Origin of the sequence: Pseudomonas sp. UBA6753 (assembly GCF_002453565.1) — a bacterium.
Lineage (GTDB): Bacteria > Pseudomonadota > Gammaproteobacteria > Pseudomonadales > Pseudomonadaceae > Aquipseudomonas > Aquipseudomonas putida_Z.
The window spans coordinates 1-20,010 of sequence record NZ_DKHD01000016.1 but is presented as its reverse complement, the minus strand read 5'-3'; the positions used below and the strand labels follow the sequence as shown (position 1 = coordinate 20,010).

General features: G+C 66.3%; 7 protein-coding genes. 4 read left to right on the top strand and 3 right to left on the bottom strand.

The window, feature by feature from the left end; all coding sequences use genetic code 11:
• Positions 1 to 100: 100 nt before the first annotated feature.
• From B2790_RS07135 to azu, 3 genes are all read right to left on the bottom strand, one after another.
• A complete protein-coding gene (locus B2790_RS07135; RefSeq protein WP_286918526.1) occupies positions 101 to 1,258 on the bottom strand; it encodes an ATP-binding protein in 1,158 nt (385 codons plus the stop codon).
• A gap of 154 nt (positions 1,259 to 1,412) precedes the next feature.
• Entirely contained in the window at positions 1,413 to 3,065 is a 1,653-nt protein-coding gene (locus B2790_RS07130; protein ID WP_286918525.1) for a cyclic peptide export ABC transporter, read from the bottom strand.
• Positions 3,066 to 3,098: 33 nt separating this feature from the next.
• Positions 3,099 to 3,548, bottom strand: a complete 450-nt coding sequence (gene azu / locus B2790_RS07125) for an azurin (RefSeq protein WP_286918524.1) — start codon at positions 3,546 to 3,548, stop codon at positions 3,099 to 3,101.
• Between the two features lie 181 nt (positions 3,549 to 3,729).
• On the opposite strand from azu, the gene B2790_RS07120 reads away from it, so the two are divergent.
• From B2790_RS07120 to B2790_RS07105, 4 genes are all read left to right on the top strand, one after another.
• Positions 3,730 to 4,713, top strand: a complete 984-nt coding sequence (locus tag B2790_RS07120) for a TauD/TfdA family dioxygenase (RefSeq protein ID WP_286918523.1) — start codon at positions 3,730 to 3,732, stop codon at positions 4,711 to 4,713.
• 118 nt (positions 4,714 to 4,831) lie between these two features.
• Positions 4,832 to 5,047, top strand: coding sequence for a DUF3077 domain-containing protein (locus tag B2790_RS07115; RefSeq protein WP_286918522.1), 216 nt, complete (start codon positions 4,832 to 4,834; stop codon positions 5,045 to 5,047).
• Between the two features lie 376 nt (positions 5,048 to 5,423).
• Positions 5,424 to 11,891, top strand: coding sequence for a non-ribosomal peptide synthetase (locus B2790_RS07110; RefSeq protein WP_286918521.1), 6,468 nt, complete (start codon positions 5,424 to 5,426; stop codon positions 11,889 to 11,891).
• 1 nt (position 11,892) lies between these two features.
• Entirely contained in the window at positions 11,893 to 19,746 is a 7,854-nt protein-coding gene (locus B2790_RS07105; protein ID WP_286918520.1) for a non-ribosomal peptide synthetase, read from the top strand.
• The last annotated feature ends 264 nt before the right edge of the window (positions 19,747 to 20,010 follow it).

Below are 20,010 nucleotides of genomic sequence, written 5' to 3'. Positions count from 1 at the left end.
GGCGAGTCCATCGATTACAGGTGATTGCGTACTCCTGTAGGAGCGGCCTTGTGTCGCGATAGGGGCGCAAAGCGCCCCCGGCGCCCTCTCAGCAAACCACTCAGGCAAGACCTTCCAGCAAACCGTCCGCTCGCACGATATCGACTATCACCTGTTCATCTACCGCGTACACCCCCCGCGATGCTTTCCACACCAGGTTCTTGTCCTGCAACGCGATAAGCGCTTGCTGCACCCCCGGTACCTCGGCCTTCACTTCGCTTGCATCCACGCCAGCCTGTTCCATCGCTTTGGCGTACAGTGCCAGGGTCGGGGCCTCGAACGGCGCGTAGTCGTTCCCCTTTGCGCACATGACACGTAGAACCGCAGCCTGGATAGGTGTGAGGCTGTGGATCACCTTTTTCAGGTTTGCGTTCAAGTCATTGGCTTGTGCCTGGACAAGCTCTCTGAAGCGTGCCGGAATGGCCTCGGGTTCAATGCCGAAGTCGAAGCGGATTTCATCCGCTGCCGCACCCAATAGCTCTGGGCGATAGCCGCTTTCCTTGAAGAGCTGAAACACCTCCGTTGAATCGAGTGCGCATGGCAGGTCGATATTGGCGCACAGCCAGTCGATGAAGTCCTGGTCCAGGGTCGGGAACTGCACCATGGAGGCGCCGAAGAACGCCTGGTCCTTGCTGTTGCGCAGCATGGCCAGCTTGTCCCGGTTTGAACCGGTGCAGACGATGCGCAAGCCATGGTGCTTCGAACTGTTGAGTTCGTCTCTGGCTGCCTTGAGGGCGAACAGCGCCGCTATTCCTTGCTCGGTCGTGATTGCATGCTGTGCTTCGTCGATGATCAGCACGATGATCTTGCGGGACTCATCGGAGAGCGCCGCAAGGGCAGTGGTAAGGTCGACATCTTGCCCCAGCCCGATCTTGTCCACGCTGAAATTCAGGCCGCCGACAGTGACCTTCTCCATGCCAGATGACTTTGCCAGCCGCGTGATGAAGCCTTCGTTACGCCCGACCGCCTCACGCACCGCTTCGACGATGACTTGCCCGGGATCTTTGGTCAGGTCTTTCCACAGATCGGCATACAGCACAATGGCCCTGGCTGTTTCGAGGGCAGGGCGCAGGTCTTCGCGGGCAAAGGTGGATTTGCCGGTACGTCGTGGCGCAGCGAGAAACACACCAGAGCTTGCTGCGCTGCCCACGGCGACTTGCAGTATCAATTTCGACAGGCGGGACGCAAGCGCCGGGCGGTGATAGACAGTTTCAGGCATCTCGGCCCCTCCGTTTCAATTTATAGTCGATTATAGATTGATTATAGAGGCATTATAGATCTGACAGGGGCGGTGTTTATAGGGAATTATAGACAGACTATAGAGCGATTATAGATTGTGGTTGATGAGGGGGCGCGCAGCCCCCTTTGCTGTCTCAAGCCGGCTCCAACGCCTCCACCACTTTCCCCCGGCTAAGGTGCACCACCTTGTCCGCCGTATCGAAATACCGGTCATCATGCGAAATCACGATGATGGTCTTGCCCAAACGCTTCAGGTCCGGCAGCAGCTCGGTGTAGAACACCCGGCGGAAGGTCGGGTCCTGGTCCGCTGCCCATTCGTCGAACACCAGCACCGGCCGCCCGTCCAGCCAGGCATTGACCAGTGCCAGGCGCTTGCGCTGGCCGGTCGACAGGTCGGTGGTGGTAAAGGCCCCATCGCGCACGCTCACCTTGTGGGCGATCTCCAGCCGCTCCAGGTAGCGTGTGGCATCGCTGGGCAGGCTGTGTTCATGCTCGGGCAGGTCGTCGAACAGGTAGTAGTCGGCGAATACCGTGGTGAACAGCTGGCGATAGTCATCCAGCCCCTCCGGGCCGACGGCCTTGCCGTTCAGGCGCACTTCGCCGCGTTGCGGGGTGTACAGGCCCAGCAGCAGCTTGATCAGCGAAGTCTTGCCGCAGCCGTTCTCGCCGACGATGAACAGGATCTCGCCCGGTTCGATGCTCAGGTTCACCGGCCCCACGCGGAACGGCTCGTTGCCGTCCACCGGCGGGTAGGCGTACTCGACGTTGTGCAGCTCCAGATGCGCGCTGGCCGGGGCGGCGCGCTTGACCGGCGGCTCCAGCAGCAGGTGCGGCTCGGGTGAGGAGAAGCGCTCGGACAGGTCGGCAATGCGGCGGAACGCCACCTGGGCGCGGCCGAGGATAGGCAGGTTGCCGATCAAGGTTTCCAGCGGGCCTTTCATGTACAGCAGCACCAGCACGAAGCCGCTCATCACCGCCGGGTCGTTGCTCGGCCATAGCGATTGCAGGGCCAGGCTCAGGCCGATGACCACGAAGAACAGCATCGACCCCAGGCTCTTGGCCGCGACGAAGATGTTGATGGCGCGGATATGGGTGTTGGCGATGAAGTCGGCGGTGCCCTGGATGTTGCGGGTCAGCATGGCATGGCGGCGGCGGCGGTCGATGCGCAGCTCCTTGGCGCCCTCGGCGATGGCCGAGTAGTGCTTCTGCAGGTTGTCTTCGGCATCGCGGGCGGCGTTGAAGCCGGCCACGCCTTTCTGCCTGGCCACGTACTGAATGCCACTGCCAATGCCGATGGCCGCCAGGGTGATGAGGAAGATCGGCCACGACAGCCAGGCCAGGTACGCCATGCAGCCAGTCACGGTGGTGAGCGAGATGGCCAGCGGGGCGAAGGCGAAGGCAAAGTCACTGATGGTGTCGACGTCGCGCGTCAGCACCGGGATCAGGCGGTGGGTGCGGTAGCGCTCGATCTGCTCGATCGGCGCCGACAGCACCTTGGCGCCGAGGTCCTTGCGCAGCCTGGCGATGACTTTCTGCCCGACGTAGTTGGTGCCGCTGTCGGCCGCGACGCTGCTGACCAGGGCCAGCACGCACAGGCCGGCGAAGGCCAGGATCACGCCCTGGCTCATGCCGCCAGCGGCATGCAGGCCCTGGTTGACGGTAGCCAGCAGGGCGGTTACGGCCAGGCCGCCGAGCATGCCCAGCAGTACCGAGACGATTACCGCCGGGCGGTAGGGTTTCAGCAGGCCCAGCAGTTCGCGGATGGCCCCGGGGGAGGAGGTTTTCATGAAGCATGATCTCGCTGGTGAGGTGGGGGCGGGTCAGCTGCCTAGGGTCAGGGAGCCTTTCATCAAGGTGCTGTGGAACGGGAACGAGCAGTAGAAGCTGTACGCGGTACCTGCCTTCAGCGACCGGACGTCGAGGCTGACGCTGTCTGTTTCACCGCCGCCGATCAGGCGGGTGTGGGCGATCACCCGGGGGTCGCCGGGCTTCACGTAGTCCAGCGCTTCGCCGGCTTTCTGGCCGTCGTCGAGCACGCCTTGCATGTCGGCCTGGGTACTCAGCACCCAGTTGTGGCCCATCACGTTCTTCGGCATGTCGCCAGGGTGGGTGAGCGTGACGGTGAACACGGCGCAGGCCTTGGGCACGGTGATGGCGGCCTTGTCGAAGGTCATCTGGTCGGTGCCATGGATTTCCACGGCGCATGGCTCTGCCGACCACGCGGCAGGGGCCACGGCGAGCAGGGCGAGGAGCAGAAGCTGGCGAGTCATGTACGGTTCCTGGGCGATAGAAGGGTGCACATCGTTCAGACGAACCGGCGCGCACCGGCTTTACCTGTGTGTGCGGCCCAGGTGAATTTCCCCATCGCCCGCTCGTTCATTCAGTCAGGCGCCGACATGGCGCACATCCCGATTTCGCCGCCTATGCGGCCCTGGCCTGAGGTGACCGGACATGAGTGAACTGCTGAGCTTTGCGATTGAAACCCTGGACGCCGCACGCGGCAACCTGCCACTGCTGGTGCGCGCGCCGGAGCCGGGTATCGACCTGCTGGAAGCCTTTGCCGAGTTGCAGCCGCTGGTGGACCGGCACCTGCTGCAGGCTGGCGGCATCCTGTTTCGCGGCTTCGAGGTGGGTGGTGCCGAAGCTTTCCGCCAGTTCGCCGCTTCCTTCGGGCACCCGCTGCTCAACTACGAGTTTGGCTCTACTCCGCGCAGCAACGTGACCAAGGGCGTGTACACCTCCACCGAGTACCCGGCGCACCAGAGCATCCCCCTGCACAACGAGCAGGCCTACACCCTGGAATGGCCGATGAAGATCTGGTTCTACAGCGTGATCCCCGCCGAGACCGGTGGCGAGACGCCGATTGCCGACAGCCGCGAGGTGTACCGGCGCATGCCGGCGCGCATTCGTGAGCGGCTGGTGGAGAAGGGGCTGATGTACGTGCGCAACTACGGCAACGGCCTTGATGTGGAATGGTCGCAGGTGTTCAACACTGAAGACCCGCGCCAGGTCGAGGCCTATTGCCGGGCGCATGCCATCGAGTGCATCTGGAAGGATGACGGCGAATTGCGCACCCGCCAGCGCTGCCAGGTGGTGGCGCGCCACCCGGTGACCGGGGAGGATGTGTGGTTCAACCAGGCGCACCTGTTCCATGTGTCGAACCTGCAGCCAGAAGTGCGCGAGTCGTTGATGGACATCGTCGAGGAAGAGGACCTGCCGCGTAACGTGTATTACGGCGACGGAACGACCATCGAGGATTCGCTGCTCGATGAAGTGCGCGGGGTGCTGGACGAATGCACCATCAGCTTTCCGTGGCAGGCAAACGATGTGCTGATGCTGGACAACATGCTTGCGGCGCATGCGCGGTCGCCGTTTACCGGCAAGCGCAAGGTGGTGGTGGCGATGGCGCAGGGGCATTCCGAGTTGTTGCGGTGACAGGGCGTGGCCAAGCCCTCGAAAGCTGCGCTGTTTTTGTAGGAGCGCGGCCAAGACATCGCCCGCCGTTTCATCGAACTCAGCCCCGACAAGCGCTGCCTGTTCCTCAAGGCGCTGCATGGCCCGCTGGAGCCACCGCCCATTCCCAGGCGACGCTGAGGGCATCCCCTGCCGCAGCGCCCGGGAGCGAGCCTCGGAGCTGATGGGCTATGCGCGCGACTTGTCACTGACCGGCTTGATGGATGGCGATCAGCAGATGCTCTGGGCTTCGCATTACTTCGCAGCCATGGCCAAGGTGCTGCTGGATGATGCCGAGTTGGGTTTGCTGCGCTGATCCTTGTATTGGCTGGGCTGGCCCTTTCGCGGCTAATCCTACAGGGATTGTGCATGCCTCAGGTTATGCAGAATGCCTCAGGCTGTGCACAACTCCTGTGGGAGCGGGCGTGCCCGCGAACACCGGCGCAGCCGGTGCCAGCCACCGCGTCGCCTGTTTCGCGGGCACGCCCGCTCCCACCGGGAATGTGACACCCTCTCGAACCTTGTTCCCTATGTGACTGTGCAACCCGAAGATCTGGGCAATCTCCCAGCGCGGTCGGTGTGGGAGCTGGCTTGCCGGCGATCACCGGCGCAGCCGGTGCCATACACACTAAATCACCCCCCCCACACCTTCGTCTGACAGTTACCGCTCGACTGCCAGGACACCGCTCGACATGAATGCCGACCAAACGCTCAAGCTCGCCCGCCGCTTCATCGAACTCAGCCCCGACAAGCGCCGCCTGTTCCTCAAGGCGCTGCAGGGCGAGGGCATGGATTTTTCCGTGCTGCCGATTGCGCCCGGGGTGGAGGTGGCCGAGCGTGATCAGCTGTCGTACGCCCAGCGGCGCATGTGGTTCCTCTGGCAGCTCGACCCGCAAGGTGCGGCGTACAACCTGCCCATGGCCGTGCGCCTGACTGGCCCGCTGGACCTGGCAGCCCTGAAGCACGCCTTCGATGCCCTGGTGGCCCGCCACGAAACCCTGCGCACCCGCTTCGTCGCCGACGGCGATGACGTGCGCCAGCAGGTCGATGCCAGTGCCGCCCCGTTGCAGCTGCACCAGGATGCCCTGGCCGGCCTGGACGAAGGCGCCCGTCAGGCCGCCATCGAAACCATCGCCGAAGCCGAAGCCCTGGCCCCCTTCGACCTGGCCAGCGGCCCGCTGTTGCGGGTGCGCCTGCTGCAACTGGCGGCACAGGAGCACATCCTGCTGCTCACCCTGCACCACATCGTCGCCGACGGCTGGTCGATGAACGTGCTGATCGACGAATTCCTGCACCTGTACGACGCCGCCGTGGCCGGCAGCGAAGCCCGCCTGGAACCGCTGCCGATCCAGTACCGCGACTACGCCCTGTGGCAGCGCAGCTGGCTCCAGGCCGGTGAGCAGGAGCGCCAGCTGGCCTACTGGCAGGCGCGCCTGGGCGACGACCATTCGCCGCTGGAGCTGCCACTGGACCGCAGCCGCCAGGGCCGCCCCAGCTATCGCGGCGCACGTCACGAGTTCCCTGTCGCTACAGATGTCGCCGAACGGCTGCGCGGCCTGGCACGCAAGCATAACGTCACCCTGTTCATGGTCCTGCTGGCCGCCTTCAAGCTGCTGCTGCAGCGTTACAGCGGTCAGTCGGCGATCCGTGTCGGCGTGCCCATCGCCAACCGCAACCGCGGCGAAAGCCAAGGGCTGATCGGCTGCTTCATCAATACCCAGGTACTGCACACCGAAATCGACCCGCTGCTGGACATCACCGGCCTGCTCCAGCGCGTGCGCGAAACCGCCGTAGGCGCGCAAAGCCACCAGGACCTGCCGTTCGAGCAACTGGTCGAAGCCCTGGACCTGCCGCGCAGCAGCGAGAGCCCGCTGTTCCGCGTGCTGTTCAACCACCAGGCGCAGGTGGCGGATGTGCAGGCCATCGAGACCCGCTCCGGCCTGAGCCTGGCGCCTGTCGTGCTGGCAAAGCACAGCGCCCGCTTCGACCTCGCGCTGGACACCCATGAGCGAGCGGGGCAGCTGCACGCAGCGTTCACCTATGCGACCGACGTGTTCGATACGGCCACCGTCGAAGCCCTTGGCGAGCAGTGGCTGGCCCTGGTGCAGGCATTGGCCGACGAAGCGGGTGGCGCAGTCGGGGAGCTGCCATTGCCAGGCCTGGCCCCTGCCATTGGCGCGCCTGCGCAGGCTGACGCAACGCTGCTGGTCCACCAGCGCTTTGCCGCCGCCGTCAGCCGCCACCCCGAACGCAAGGCGGTGATGGCTGCGGGCGAGCAGGCCAGCTTCGCCGAACTCGATGCCCGCGCCGAGGCCATTGCAGGCCGGCTGGCGGAAGCCGGAGCAGGGCCGGACACATTGGTCGGCGTGCTGGCCGACCGCAGTGTCGGCATGCTTGCCAGTATCCTCGGCGTGCTCAAGGCCGGTGGTGCCTACCTGCCACTGGAGCCCGAGCAGCCGGCCGAACGCTTGGCCTACATGCTTGCCGACAGCGGCACGCGCCTGGTACTGGCGCCTGGTAACTGGCAGGCCGAACTGCCCGAGGGCGTGCAGCGCCTGGACTGGGCGCAAACCGGCAGCGGCAGCGCCGCCCGTATCGAACCGGCGCCGGCCAACCTGGCCTACGTGATCTATACCTCCGGCACCACCGGCCAGCCCAAGGGCGTGGCGATCAGCCACGGCGCCCTGGCCAACTACGTCGAAGGCATCGCCGCGCGCCTGCCGCTCGAGCGTATCCGCAGCATGGCCCAGGTCTCGACCCCGGCTGCCGACCTCGGCCACACCATGCTGTTCGGTGCCTTGTGCGGCGGCCATACCCTGCATTTGCTGCTACGCGAGCAGGTGCTGGATGCCGAAGGCTTCGCCGCCTACCTGGCCGAGCACCAGGTAGACGCGCTGAAGATCGTACCGTCGCACCTGGAAGCCATGTTGGTGGCTGGCCGCTCGGCGCTGCCGGCGCAGTGCCTGGTGCTCGGCGGCGAGGCCATCAGCCCGAGCCTGCTGGGCAAGGTCCGCAACCTGGCCCCGGCGCTCAAGGTGTTCAACCACTACGGCCCGACCGAAACCACCGTCGGTGTGCTGGTCGCCGAACTGAACGAGCAGGCCAGCCTCGGCCAGCCACTGGCCAACACCCGCGTCGCGGTGCTCGATCGCTGCCTGCAACCCCTGCCGGCCAAAGCCAAGGGCGAGCTGTACATCGGTGGCGCCGGCCTGGCCCGTGGCTACCTGAACCGCCCGGCACTCACCGCCGAGCGCTTCGTCCCCGACCCGAACGGCAGCCACGGCCAGCGCCTGTACCGCAGCGGTGACTGGGTTCGCCAAGGCAGCGACCTGCAGTTCGCCGGGCGCATGGATGGCCAGGTGAAGGTCCGTGGCTATCGCGTGGAACTGGCCGAAATCGAAAACCAGCTGCGTGCCCTGGGCGGTGTCGCCAATGCCCTAGTGCGCGTGCATGGCCAGGCGCCGCAGCTGCAACTGGCTGCCTGGCTGGTGCCCAGCCAGATGCCGGCCGACAGCCTGGCCTGGCAGGAATCGATCCGCGCCAGCCTCAAGAGCCTGCTGCCCGAACATATGGTGCCGACCCACCTGATAGTGCTGGAGCACCTGCCGGTCACGGTCAACGGCAAGGTCGACGTCAAGGCGCTGCCGGAACCCGTCGCCACCCAGGTGGCCTATCAAGCGCCGCAGACCCCGCTGCAAACGCAATTGGCGCAGATCTGGGCGCAAGTCCTGCAAGTACCGCAGGTAGGCCTGGGCGACAACTTCTTTGCCCTTGGTGGCCATTCGCTGCTGGCCACCCAGGCGGTATCGCGGATACGCAAGCAATTGGGCGTGGATATCCCGCTGCGCAGCCTGTTCGACACCGTCGACCTGCAGGCCTTTGCCCAGGCAGTGGCCGAAGGCGAGCAGGGCGCAGGCCTGGACATCGAGATCCTCGATCGCCAGCAACCGCTGCCGGTGTCCCGCTCGCAGAACCGCCAGTGGCTGTTCTGGAAGCTCAACCCCGAAAGCCTGGCCTACAACACGCCGATGGCCGTGCGCATGCAGGGCCACCTCGACCACTGCGCCGTGCAGGCTGCGCTGGATGCCTTGGTAACCCGCCACGAATCGTTGCGCACGGTGTTCGTCGAGGCCGACGGCCTGCCCTGGCAGCGCATCCTGCCGGCCGCCACGGTACCGATCGGTTTCGAAGACCTCAGCGGCCAGGACCAGGCCGCGCAGATGCGCAAGCTGGAAGCCGAAGCCTTTGTCCCGTTCGATCTGGAGCGCGGCCCGCTGCTGCGCGCACGCTTGTTCAAGGTGCATGCGCAGGAGCACCTGCTGTCGCTGACCTTGCACCATATTGTCTCCGATGGCTGGTCGATGAGCCTGCTGGTGCGCGAGTTCGCCGCCGCCTACAACGCCGCCGCCACGGGCCAGGCGCAAACCATCGAGCCACTGCCGGTGCAGTACGCCGACTTCGCCGCCTGGCAGCGCAAGTGGCTGGCCGAGGGGCAGATGCAGGCGCAGATCGACTACTGGAAGGCCCGCCTGGAAGACGACTTCGAAGTGCTGGAACTGCCTGCCGACCGCATTCGCCCGCAGGTCAAAAGCTACCAGGGCAGCCGCTTCGACGTGCGCCTGCCGCAGGCCCTCACCGAGCGCCTGCGAGCACTGGCGATGGCATCCAACGCCACGCTGTTCCATGTGTTCCTGGCAGCCTATGCCATCGTGCTGTCGCGCTACAGCCGCAAGGGCACGCTCAACATCGGCGTGCCGGTCACCAACCGCAACCGCCTGGAGCTGGAAGGGCTGATCGGCTTCTTCATCAACGTGGTGGTGGCCCGTATCAGTGTCGATGGCAGCCAGCCTTTCGCGCAGTTGCTGGCGGCAATCAAGGAAACCACCTTGCAGGCCCAGGCCAACAAGGACGTGCCGTTCCTCGAGGTAGCCGAGGCGCTGTACCCCGACCGTGGCCAAGGTGTGAACCCGTTCTTCCAGGTGCTGTACAACCACCTGCGCGACCTTGGCGAGCAGGTATCCAGCGATGCCCTGCACGGCCTGCAGGTCAAGGAAGTGGACCTGCTGGAGCCGGGCGCGCAGTACGACATTTCGCTCAATACCCTGGAGCGCTCCGACGGCGTGACTGCGTCGTTCAACTATTCCACCGACCTGTTCGATGCCGCACGTATCGAGCGCATGGCCGGGCATTGGCAAGCACTGCTGGAAGCCATCTGCGCCGAGCCACAGCGCTGCATTGCCGAGCTGGACTTGCTTGGCAGTGCCGAACGCCAGCAGCTGACCTACGGCTGGAACCCGGCGCCCCAGGCTGGCAGCGGCTTGTGTGCGCACCAACTGCTGTCACTCCAGGCCCACGAGCGGCCGGATGCGCTGGCGCTGATCTTCGACGACCAGCAGATGACCTACGCCGAACTGGACCGCAGCAGCAACCAGTTGGCCCACCGCCTGCGGGCGCTGGGCGTTGGGCCGGACTGCCTGGTTGGCGTGGCTGTCGAGCGCGGCCTGGGCATGGCCCTGGCGCTGATCGCCATTCACAAGGCGGGTGGCGCCTATGTGCCGCTGGACCCGGACTACCCGCAAGAACGCCTGGCCTACATGGTCGAGGACAGCAATATCGGCCTGCTGCTGGCCGACGCGCCCTCGCGTGAGCGCCTGCAACTGGGCAAGCAACTGCCCTGCGTGGTACTGGAACCGGGCACCGAGTGGCTGCACGCCTGGCCCGCCGAGCCGCTGGCCAACCTGGCGGCGCCGCACAACCTCGCCTACGTCATCTACACCTCCGGCTCCACCGGCATGCCCAAGGGCGTGGCCATCGACCACCAGGCCCTGTCGCTGTTCTGCCAGGTGGCCGGCGACTATTCGCGCCTCACCCCGAGCGATCGCGTGCTGCAGTTCGCCACCATCAGCTTCGATGGCTTCATCGAGCAGTTCTTCCCGCCGCTGGCCCAGGGCGCCTGTGTGGTGCTGCGCGACCTGCGGCTGTGGGACACCGCCACCCTGCTGGACGAGATCAACCGCCACGGCGTGACCGTGGCCGACCTGCCGGCGGCCTACTGGCGCCTGCTGGCGCTGGAACGCCGGGCCCCCGAGGCCTATGGCCGGCTCAAACAGATTCACGTGGGGGGAGAGGCGGTGCCGGAAGATGCCCTGCGCGCCTGGCTGGCCGATGGCCCGCCAGCAGTGCGCCTGCTGAACACCTACGGCCCGACCGAAGCCACCGTGGTCGCCACCACCTACGATTGTTCGCAGATGACCGTGGAGCAGATCAGCCTGGGCGGCGTACCGATCGGCCGTGCCTTGCCGGGGCGTACCCTGCATGCTCTGGACGATGGCCTGGCGCCGACACCGGTGGGCGTGCCCGGCGAGCTGTTCATCGGCGGGGCAGGGTGCCTGGCGCGCGGTTATCACCAGCGGCCGTCACTCACCGCCGAGCGTTTCATCCCCGACCCGTTCGACCCGGTTGGCGGTGGCCGCCTGTACCGCACCGGCGACCTCGGCTGCTACGACGAAAACGGCCAGCTGGCCTATCGCGGCCGGGTCGACCACCAGGTGAAGGTGCGCGGCTTCCGTATCGAGCTGGGCGAGATCGAGCAGTACCTGCGGGCGCACCCGGACGTTCGCGAAGCCACCGTGCTGGCCATCGACCTGCCCAGTGGCAAGCAGCTGTGCGCCTATGCGGTGCCGGCCGAAGGCTACCGCGGCGATCTGCGCCAGGCCCTGAAGCAGTACCTCAAGGCCAGCCTGCCGGACTACATGATCCCGGCTTACCTGGTGACCCTGCCGAGCATGCCGCTGACCCCCAGCGGCAAACTCGACCGCAAGGCGCTGCCGCTGCCCGACCCGAACCAGCCACAGCATGACTACCAGGCGCCGCAGACCGAGCGGCAGCAGCAGCTCGCGAACATCTGGGCGCAGTTGCTGAACGTTGCCCGGGTCGGCCTGAGCGACAACTTCTTCGAGCTGGGCGGCCACTCCTTGCTGGCGGCCCAGGCAGTGTCGCGGATCAACGTCGAGCTGGGGCTGGACATACCCCTGCGGCTGATCTTCAGCCACCCCGAACTACGCGCGTTCGCCCAGGCACTGGACGAGCAGGGCCTGTCGCTCTCCGACGATGGCCTGAGCGATATCGAACACATGATGAATGCATTCACAGAGGCCTGACATGGAACTCACTGCCGCACAACGTATCGCCCAACGTTTCGTTGGCCTCCCTGTGGAGCAACGCCAGCAGATCCTGGAAAAGATGCAGGCCACCGGCCAGAGCTTCCGCCTGCTGCCCATCGTGCCCGCGCGCCAAGGCCTGGCGCGTATTCCGCTGTCGTACGCCCAGCAACGCCTGCTGTTTCTCTGGCAGCTGGAGCCTGACAGCCCGGCCTACAACGTGCCGATGGCAGTACGCCTGAAGGGCGCGCTGGACCAGGCAGTGCTGCAGCAGGCGCTGGATGCGCTGGTGCAACGCCACGAATCGCTGCGCACGCGCTTTGCCTCGGAGGAGGGCGAGTTCTACCAGGAAATCCTCGAGCACTGCCCGCTGGCGCTGGAATTGCTGATGCTCGACGGTGCCGCCGATGAGACAGCGCTGAGCGTGGCCGTGGACGCCGCCCTCAAGCAGCCCTTCGACCTGCTGAGCGGCCCGCTGCTGAGGGTGACCCTGCTGCGCGTGGCCGCCGATCACCACGTGCTGGCAGTGAGCATGCACCACATCATCTCGGACGGCTGGTCCAGCGATGTGCTGGTGCAGGAATTCATCCAGCTGTACAGCGCCCTGGCCGAAGGCCGGCAGGCCAAGTTGCCGGTTTTGCCGATCCAGTACGCCGACTACGCCATCTGGCAGCGCGCCTGGCTCGAGGCCGGTGAAGCGCAGCGCCAACTGGCCTACTGGCAGGCGCAGTTGGGCAGCGAGCAGCCGGTGCTGAGCCTGCCGCTGGACTTCGAGCGCCCGGCAATACCCAGCCAGCGTGGCGCGGTGGTGCGTGTGGACATCGGCGCCGAACAGGCCGAGGCCTTGCGCAGCCAGGCGCGCAAGGGTGGCCACACGTTGTTCGTGCTGGTACTGGCAGCCATGGCGGTGGTGTTGTCGCGCTACAGCGGCCAGGCCGACATCCGCATCGGCGCCCCGAACGCCGGGCGCAACCGCAAGGAGCTGGAAGGCCTGATCGGCTTCTTCATCAACACCCAGGTGCTGCGCGTGCAGGTGGACGAGCGCGCCACCTTCGCCTCGCTGCTGGAGCAGGTAAAAGACGTGATCGGCGGCGCCCAGTCGCACCAGGAACTGCCGTTCGAGCACCTGGTCGATGCCTTGCTGCCCGAGCGCAACCTGGCCCACAACCCGCTGTTCCAGTTCAAGATCAACCAGCACGTGGCCGCCAGCGATGCAGGGCGCAAGCGCCTGGGCGCGCTGGAGGTGGAAGGCTTTGCCCGTGACGGTGGCGATGCCCGCTTCGACCTGGCGTTCGACTTCTCCGACAAGGCCGACGGCATCGAAGGCTACTTCACCTACGCCACCGACCTGTTCGAGCAGGCCACCATCGAACGCATGGCCGCTTCGCTGCGCCAGGTGCTGGATGCGCTGATCCGTGACCCGCAGCAGGCGATCGTCGACTGCCCGCAAGTGGCGACGCTGCTGCCGGCGGCCACGCAGGCCTACCCGCACGGCAACTTCCTCGCTTTGTGGCGCCAGGCAATGGCGCAAGGCCAGGCCCACGGCGGTGTGCGTGCTGGTGACCGGTTCATGACCCAGGCCGGGCTGGAGGCGGCGTCCAACCGCCTGGCCGACTACCTGCGCCAGCACGGCGTCGGTGCCGGCAGCATCGTCGCCCTGTGCCTGCCGCGCTCCATCGAGTGGATCGGCGCCTTGCTCGCAGTGCTCAAGACCGGCGCCGCCTACCTGCCGCTGGACACCCAGCAGCCGCCGGAGCGCCTGCAACAACTGATTGCCGACAGTGGCGCCGCCGTACTCCTGCATGAACCGGGCGACCAGCACTTCGCCGGCCTGGACGGCGTGCAGCTGATTGCCTGCGATCACACCGCCTGGGCAACCTGCAGCGACAGCCCGGTCGAGGTGGCTATCGCCGCCGAACAACCGGCCTATCTGATCTACACCTCGGGCTCGACCGGCCAGCCGAAAGGCGTGGTAGTCAGCCACGGGGCGCTGGCCAGCTACACCCAGGCGGTGCTGGAGCGCCTGCAACTGCCAGCCGCGGCAAGCATGGCGATGGTGTCCACCACCGCGGCCGACCTGGGCCACACCGTGCTGTTCGGTGCCCTGGCTTCGGGTCGCCTGCTGCACCTGTTGCCACAGGAACTGGCGTTCGACCCGGATGGCTTCGCCAGCTACATGGCGCAGCACCAGGTCGGCGTGCTCAAGCTGGTGCCGAGCCACCTGCAAGGCTTGCTGCAAGCGGCCCGCGCCGCCGATGTGCTGCCCGCCGAGGCATTGATCCTGGGTGGTGAGGCATGCAGCTGGGGCCTGTTGGAAAAAATCCGCGAACTGCGCCCGGCCTGCCGGGTCATCAACCACTACGGCCCGACCGAAACCACTGTCGGCGTGCTCACCTTCGAGCCGGGGCAGCCGATGCCAGGTTGCCGCACGGTGCCGGTCGGGCGCCCGCTGGGCAACGCCTGCGCCCAGGTGCTGGATGGCTACCTCAACCCGTTGGCGGCGCAGGTGCCCGGTGAGCTTTACCTGGGCGGGCAAGGCGTCGCCCAGGGCTACCTGGGCCAGCCAGCGTTGACCGCCGAACGCTTCGTGCCGACCGAGGGTGGTGCCCGCTTGTACCGCACCGGTGATCGCGCGCGGCTGACTGCCGATGGCCTGGTCGAGTTCATCGGCCGTGCCGACGACCAGGTGAAGATCCGTGGCTATCGCGTGGAGCCAGGTGAAGTCGGCCGGGTGCTGGCCGGCCTGCCCGGTGTCAACGAGGCCGCGGTACTGGCCTTGCCACTGGAGGGCGATGCCGAGCGCTTGCAGCTGGTGGCCTACGGTGTTGCCGACGCAGGCGTGACCGTGCAGCAACTGCAGGCGCAATTGCAGGCACGCCTGCCGGACTACATGGTGCCGGCGCAGATACTGCTGCTGGAGCGCCTGCCTCTGACCGCCAACGGCAAGCTCGACAAGCGTGCCTTGCCGGCACCAGGCGCGGTCAGCCGTGGCTATGTGGCGCCGCAAGGCGATATCGAGGAGAAGCTGGCCGCAGTGTGGGCCGATGTGCTCAAGCTGGAGCAGGTCGGCAGCACCGACAACTTCTTTGAACTGGGCGGCGACTCGATCCTCAGCCTGCAGATCATCGCCCGGGCCAAACGCCAGGGCATCAGGATCACCCCCAAGCAGTTGTTCGAACAACAGACCATCGCCCAGCTGGCCCAGGTAGCCAAGCGCATCGAGGCCAAGCAAGCGGTTGCGACCGCAGCCGTGGACACCGCCACCAGCGGCGAGGTGGCGTTGCTGCCGGCCCAGGCGCGTTTCTTCGAGATGGAGATCGCCCAGCCGGCGCATTGGAACCAGTCGGTGCTGCTCAAGCCTGCCAGCCCGGTTCAGGTGCAACACCTGGAGGCAGCCCTGCGCGCCGTGGTCGAGCAGCACGATGCCCTGCGCCTGCGCTTCAGCCGTGGCGAAAGCCAGTGGCAGGCGCGCTTCCAGCCGCTGGACAATGCACCACTGCTGCGCCAGCGCAACCTGGCCGCACTGAATGAGCTGGACGCCGCCGGCAACCAGGTGCAGGCCAGCCTGAACCTGGAGCACGGGCCGCTGCTGCGTGCCGAACTGTTCGATTTCGCCGATGGCCAGCAGCGCCTGCTGCTGGTGGTCCATCACTTGGTGGTCGACGGTGTGTCGTGGCGGGTGTTGCTGGAAGACCTGCAAGCGGCCTACCGGCAATTGCTGAATGGTCAGACCGTGAGCCTGCCCGCCAAGACCACCTCGGTGAAGGCCTGGGCCGAGCGCCTGGCCAGCCATGCCGGCAGCCCGACGCTGCAAGCACAGCGCGACTACTGGCTGCAGGCACTGGGCGGCGACCACGCCGAACTGCCGCGTGACAACCCGCAGGGCAGCCTGGCCAACACCCATGCCCGTACCGCCGCCACACGGCTGGATGCCGAGCGTACCGCCAAGCTGCTGAAACAGGCCCCGGCGGCCTACCGCACGCAGATCAACGACCTGCTGCTGACCGCGCTGGCGCGCACGCTGTGCCAGTGGAGCGCACAGGACAACGTGCAGGTACTGCTGGAGGGCCATGGCCGCGAAGACCTGTTCGACGACCTCGACCTCAGCCGCACCGTGGGCTGGTTCACCAGCCTGTTCCCGGTGCGCCTCACACCCGGCCAGGACCTTCGCCAGTCGATCAAGGCGATCAAGGAGCAACTGCGCGGCGTGCCGGACAAAGGCCTCGGCTACGGCTTGCTGCGTTACTTCGGCGATGCTGAAGTGCGTGACCGGCTCGAGCGTGCCGCCCAGGCCCGTGTCACCTTCAACTACCTGGGCCAGTTCGATGCCAGCTTCGATGCCGAGGCCGGCGCCCTGTTCACCCCGAGCGGGGAAAGCGCAGGCCGTACCCAATGTGCCGGCGCACAACTGGGCAACTGGCTGAGCATCACCGGCCAGGTGTACGGCGGCGAGCTGTTCCTGGAGTGGACCTACAGCGCCGACGTTCATCACCCGGCGACCATCGAGAAGCTGGCCCAGGCCTACGGGCAGGCCTTGGCAGAGCTGGTCGAGCACTGCTGCGATGCGCGGCACCAGGGCGTGACGCCGTCGGACTTCCCGCTCGCCGCACTGACCCAGGCGCAACTGGACAGCCTGCCGCTGGAGCCCGGGCAGATCGCCGATGTGTACCCGCTGTCACCCATGCAGCAGGGCATGTTGTTCCACACCCTTTACGACCAGCAGGCCGGCAACTACATCAACCAGCTGCGCGTGGATGTGGATGGGCTGGATGTGCAGCGTTTCCACCAGGCCTGGCAGGCCACGCTCGATGCCCACGACATCCTGCGCAGCGGTTTCATCCTGCAGGGCGAACTGGAGCAGGCCGTACAGGTGGTACGCAAGGCCGTCGAATTGCCGTGCAGCGAGCATGACTGGCGTGGCCAGCCGGCGCTGGAGCAGGCATTGCAGGCCCTGGCCGAGGGTGAGCGCCAGCGCGGTTTCGACCTTGCTGCCGCGCCGCTGCTGCGCCTGGTACTGGTACGCACGGGCGATACCCGCCACCACCTGATCTACACCAACCACCACATCCTGATGGACGGCTGGAGCACCTCGCGCCTGTTGGGCGAAGTGCTGCAGCGCTATGCCGGCCTGGCGCCGCAGGCACAGGCTACGCACTACCGCGACTACATCGCCTGGCTGCAAGGCCAGGACGCGGCCGTTGCCAAAGCCTTCTGGAAAGCCCAGCTTGCGGCCCTGGACGAGCCAACCCGCCTGGCCCAGGCCATCGCCGGCAGTGCAGGCACAAGCGGTAGCGGTCATGGCGACCACCGCCTGGCCTTCGACCCTGAGCAGACCGCACGCATCGAAGCCTTCGCCCGGGCCAACCGGGTCACGGTCAACACCCTGGTGCAATCGGCCTGGCTGCTGCTGTTGCAGCGCTGCACCGGCCAGGCCAGCGTGTGCTTCGGCGCCACTGTCGCCGGCCGCCCGGCAGACCTGCCGGGGGTGGAGGAGCAGATCGGCCTGTTCATCAACACCTTGCCGGTGATCGGCACCCCGCGTGCCGAGCAGACCGTGGCCGAGTGGATCGGCCAGGTGCAGGCCGGCAACCTGGCCGTGCGCGAGTTCGAGCACACCCCTCTGTACGATGTGCAGCGCTGGGCGGGGCAGGGCGGTGACGCCTTGTTCGACAGCATCCTGGTGTTCGAGAACTACCCGGTGGCCGAGGCGCTGCAACAGGGCGCGCCCGGTGGCCTGCGCTTCGGCGATGTGACCGTGCAGGAGCAGACCAACTACCCGCTGACCCTGGTGGTGGAACTGGGCACCACGCTGTCGATGCAGTACAGCCATGACCGTGCGCTGTGGAGCGACGAGAGCATTGGCCGCCTGGCTGGCTACTTTGCCAACCTGCTGCAGGCGCTGGTGGAGAATGCTGACGCGGTGATTGGCGAGCTGCCAATGCTAGGGCTGCCAGAACAGCGACAGATGGTCGAAGGCTGGAACGAAACCCAGGCGCCGTACCCGGACGAGCACAGCATTCACCAGCTGATCGAGGCCCAGGTGTTCGCCACCCCGGATGCCCCGGCGCTGGCGTTTGGCGAGCAGACCCTGAGCTATGCCGAGCTCAACCGCCGTAGCAACCAGCTGGCGCACAAGCTGCGCGAGCAGGGCGTGGGCCCGGACGTGCTGGTGGGCATCGCCATGGAGCGCAGCCTGGAGATGGTCGTCGGCTTGCTGGGTATCGTGAAGGCCGGCGGCGCCTATGTGCCGCTGGACCCGGAATATCCCCAGGACCGCCTGAGCTACATGTTCGAGGACAGCGGCATCGCCTTGCTGCTGACCCAGTCGCACCTGCACGAAGCCCTGCCGATCCCGGCCGGCCTGCGCAGCCTGGACCTGGACACCGAGAACTTCGGCGGCTACAGCGATGCCAACCCGAACATCGACGTGGCCCCGCTGAACCTCGCCTACGTGATCTACACCTCCGGCTCCACTGGTCGCCCGAAGGGCGCTGGCAACAGCCATCAGGCGCTGGTCAACCGCCTGTGCTGGATGCAGAAGGCCTACCACCTGGACGCCAGCGACAGCGTGCTGCAGAAAACCCCGTTCAGCTTCGACGTGTCGGTGTGGGAGTTCTTCTGGCCGCTGATGACCGGCGCGCGCCTGGTCATGGCCCAGCCCGGCGCGCACCGCGACCCGCAGTTGCTGGTCGAAACCATCAACCACCACGGCATCAGCACGCTGCATTTCGTGCCGTCGATGCTGCAGGCGTTCATGACCCACGAAGCAGTCGAAAGCTGCATCAGCCTCAAGCGTGTGGTGTGCAGTGGTGAAGCGTTGCCAGCCGAACTGGCCCGCCAGACCCTGCAACGCCTGCCGGCGGCGGGCCTGTACAACCTGTACGGCCCGACCGAAGCGGCGATCGATGTGACCCACTGGACCTGCCAGCCGGACGAAAGCATCAGCGTGCCGATCGGCCGGCCGATCGACAACCTCAAGACCCACATCCTCGAAGGCAGCCTGCAACCGGCGGTGCGCGGCAGTGCCGGCGAGCTGTACCTCGGCGGCGTAGGTCTGGCCCGTGGTTACCACCAGCGCCCGGCGCTGACCGCCGAACGCTTCGTGCCGGACCCGTTCAGCGACACCGGCGGGCGCCTGTACCGCACCGGCGACCTGGCGCGCTACCGCGCCAATGGCGTGATCGACTACGCCGGGCGCATCGACCACCAGGTGAAGATCCGCGGCCTGCGTATCGAACTGGGTGAGATCGAGGCGCGTCTATTGGAGCTGCCGAGTGTGCAAGAAGCCGTGGTGCTGGCCCAGGACGGGCCAAGCGGCAAGCAGCTGGTGGGCTATGTGGTGCCCGTCGACAGCACGCAAGACGAAGGCGCATTGCGCGACAGCCTGCGCGAGGCGCTGAAGGCCGGTTTGCCGGACTACATGGTGCCGGCGCACCTGATGCTGCTCGGCAAGCTGCCGGTGACGCCGAACGGTAAGCTGGACCGCAAGGCCCTGCCGCAGCCGGATGCCAGCCAGTCGCAGGGCGAGTACATCGCCCCGCAGAGCGATCTGGAACAGCAGATCGCGGCGATCTGGGCCGATGTGCTGAAGCTGGAGAGGGTTGGCCTGGGTGACAACTTCTTCGAGATTGGCGGGCACTCCTTGCTGGCCACCTCGGTGATCGTGCGCATCCGGGAGCAGGCGGGGGTAGTGGCCGAATTGAAAGAACTCTTCGAGTTCCCGGTGCTGGCTGACTTCAGTCGTCAACTGGAAGCCAGGACGCCCCTGGTCGATTCCACCCAGGACCAGTTGGCCAGATCCCTGGCGCTGCTCGATAGCCTGAGCATGGAAGAGCTCGATGAGCTGATTTCCTGAGGCCCTGATGTAATCCGTGCATGTGGGTAAACCCTTTCCCACAGATATGGAGGCATTCCTTCAGCTGGTGGGGTCCTTGTGGGAGCGGGCATGCCCGCGAAGCAGGCGACGCGGTGAATGGCACCGGCTGCGCCGGTGTTCGCGGGTAAACCCGCTCCCACAGGTACAGCGCATTCCTTCAGCTGGTGGAGTCCCTGTGGGAGCGGGCAAGCCCGCGAAGAGGCCGGTACAGGGATCAGGCGCGCGAGTCGCGCACCATGTCCA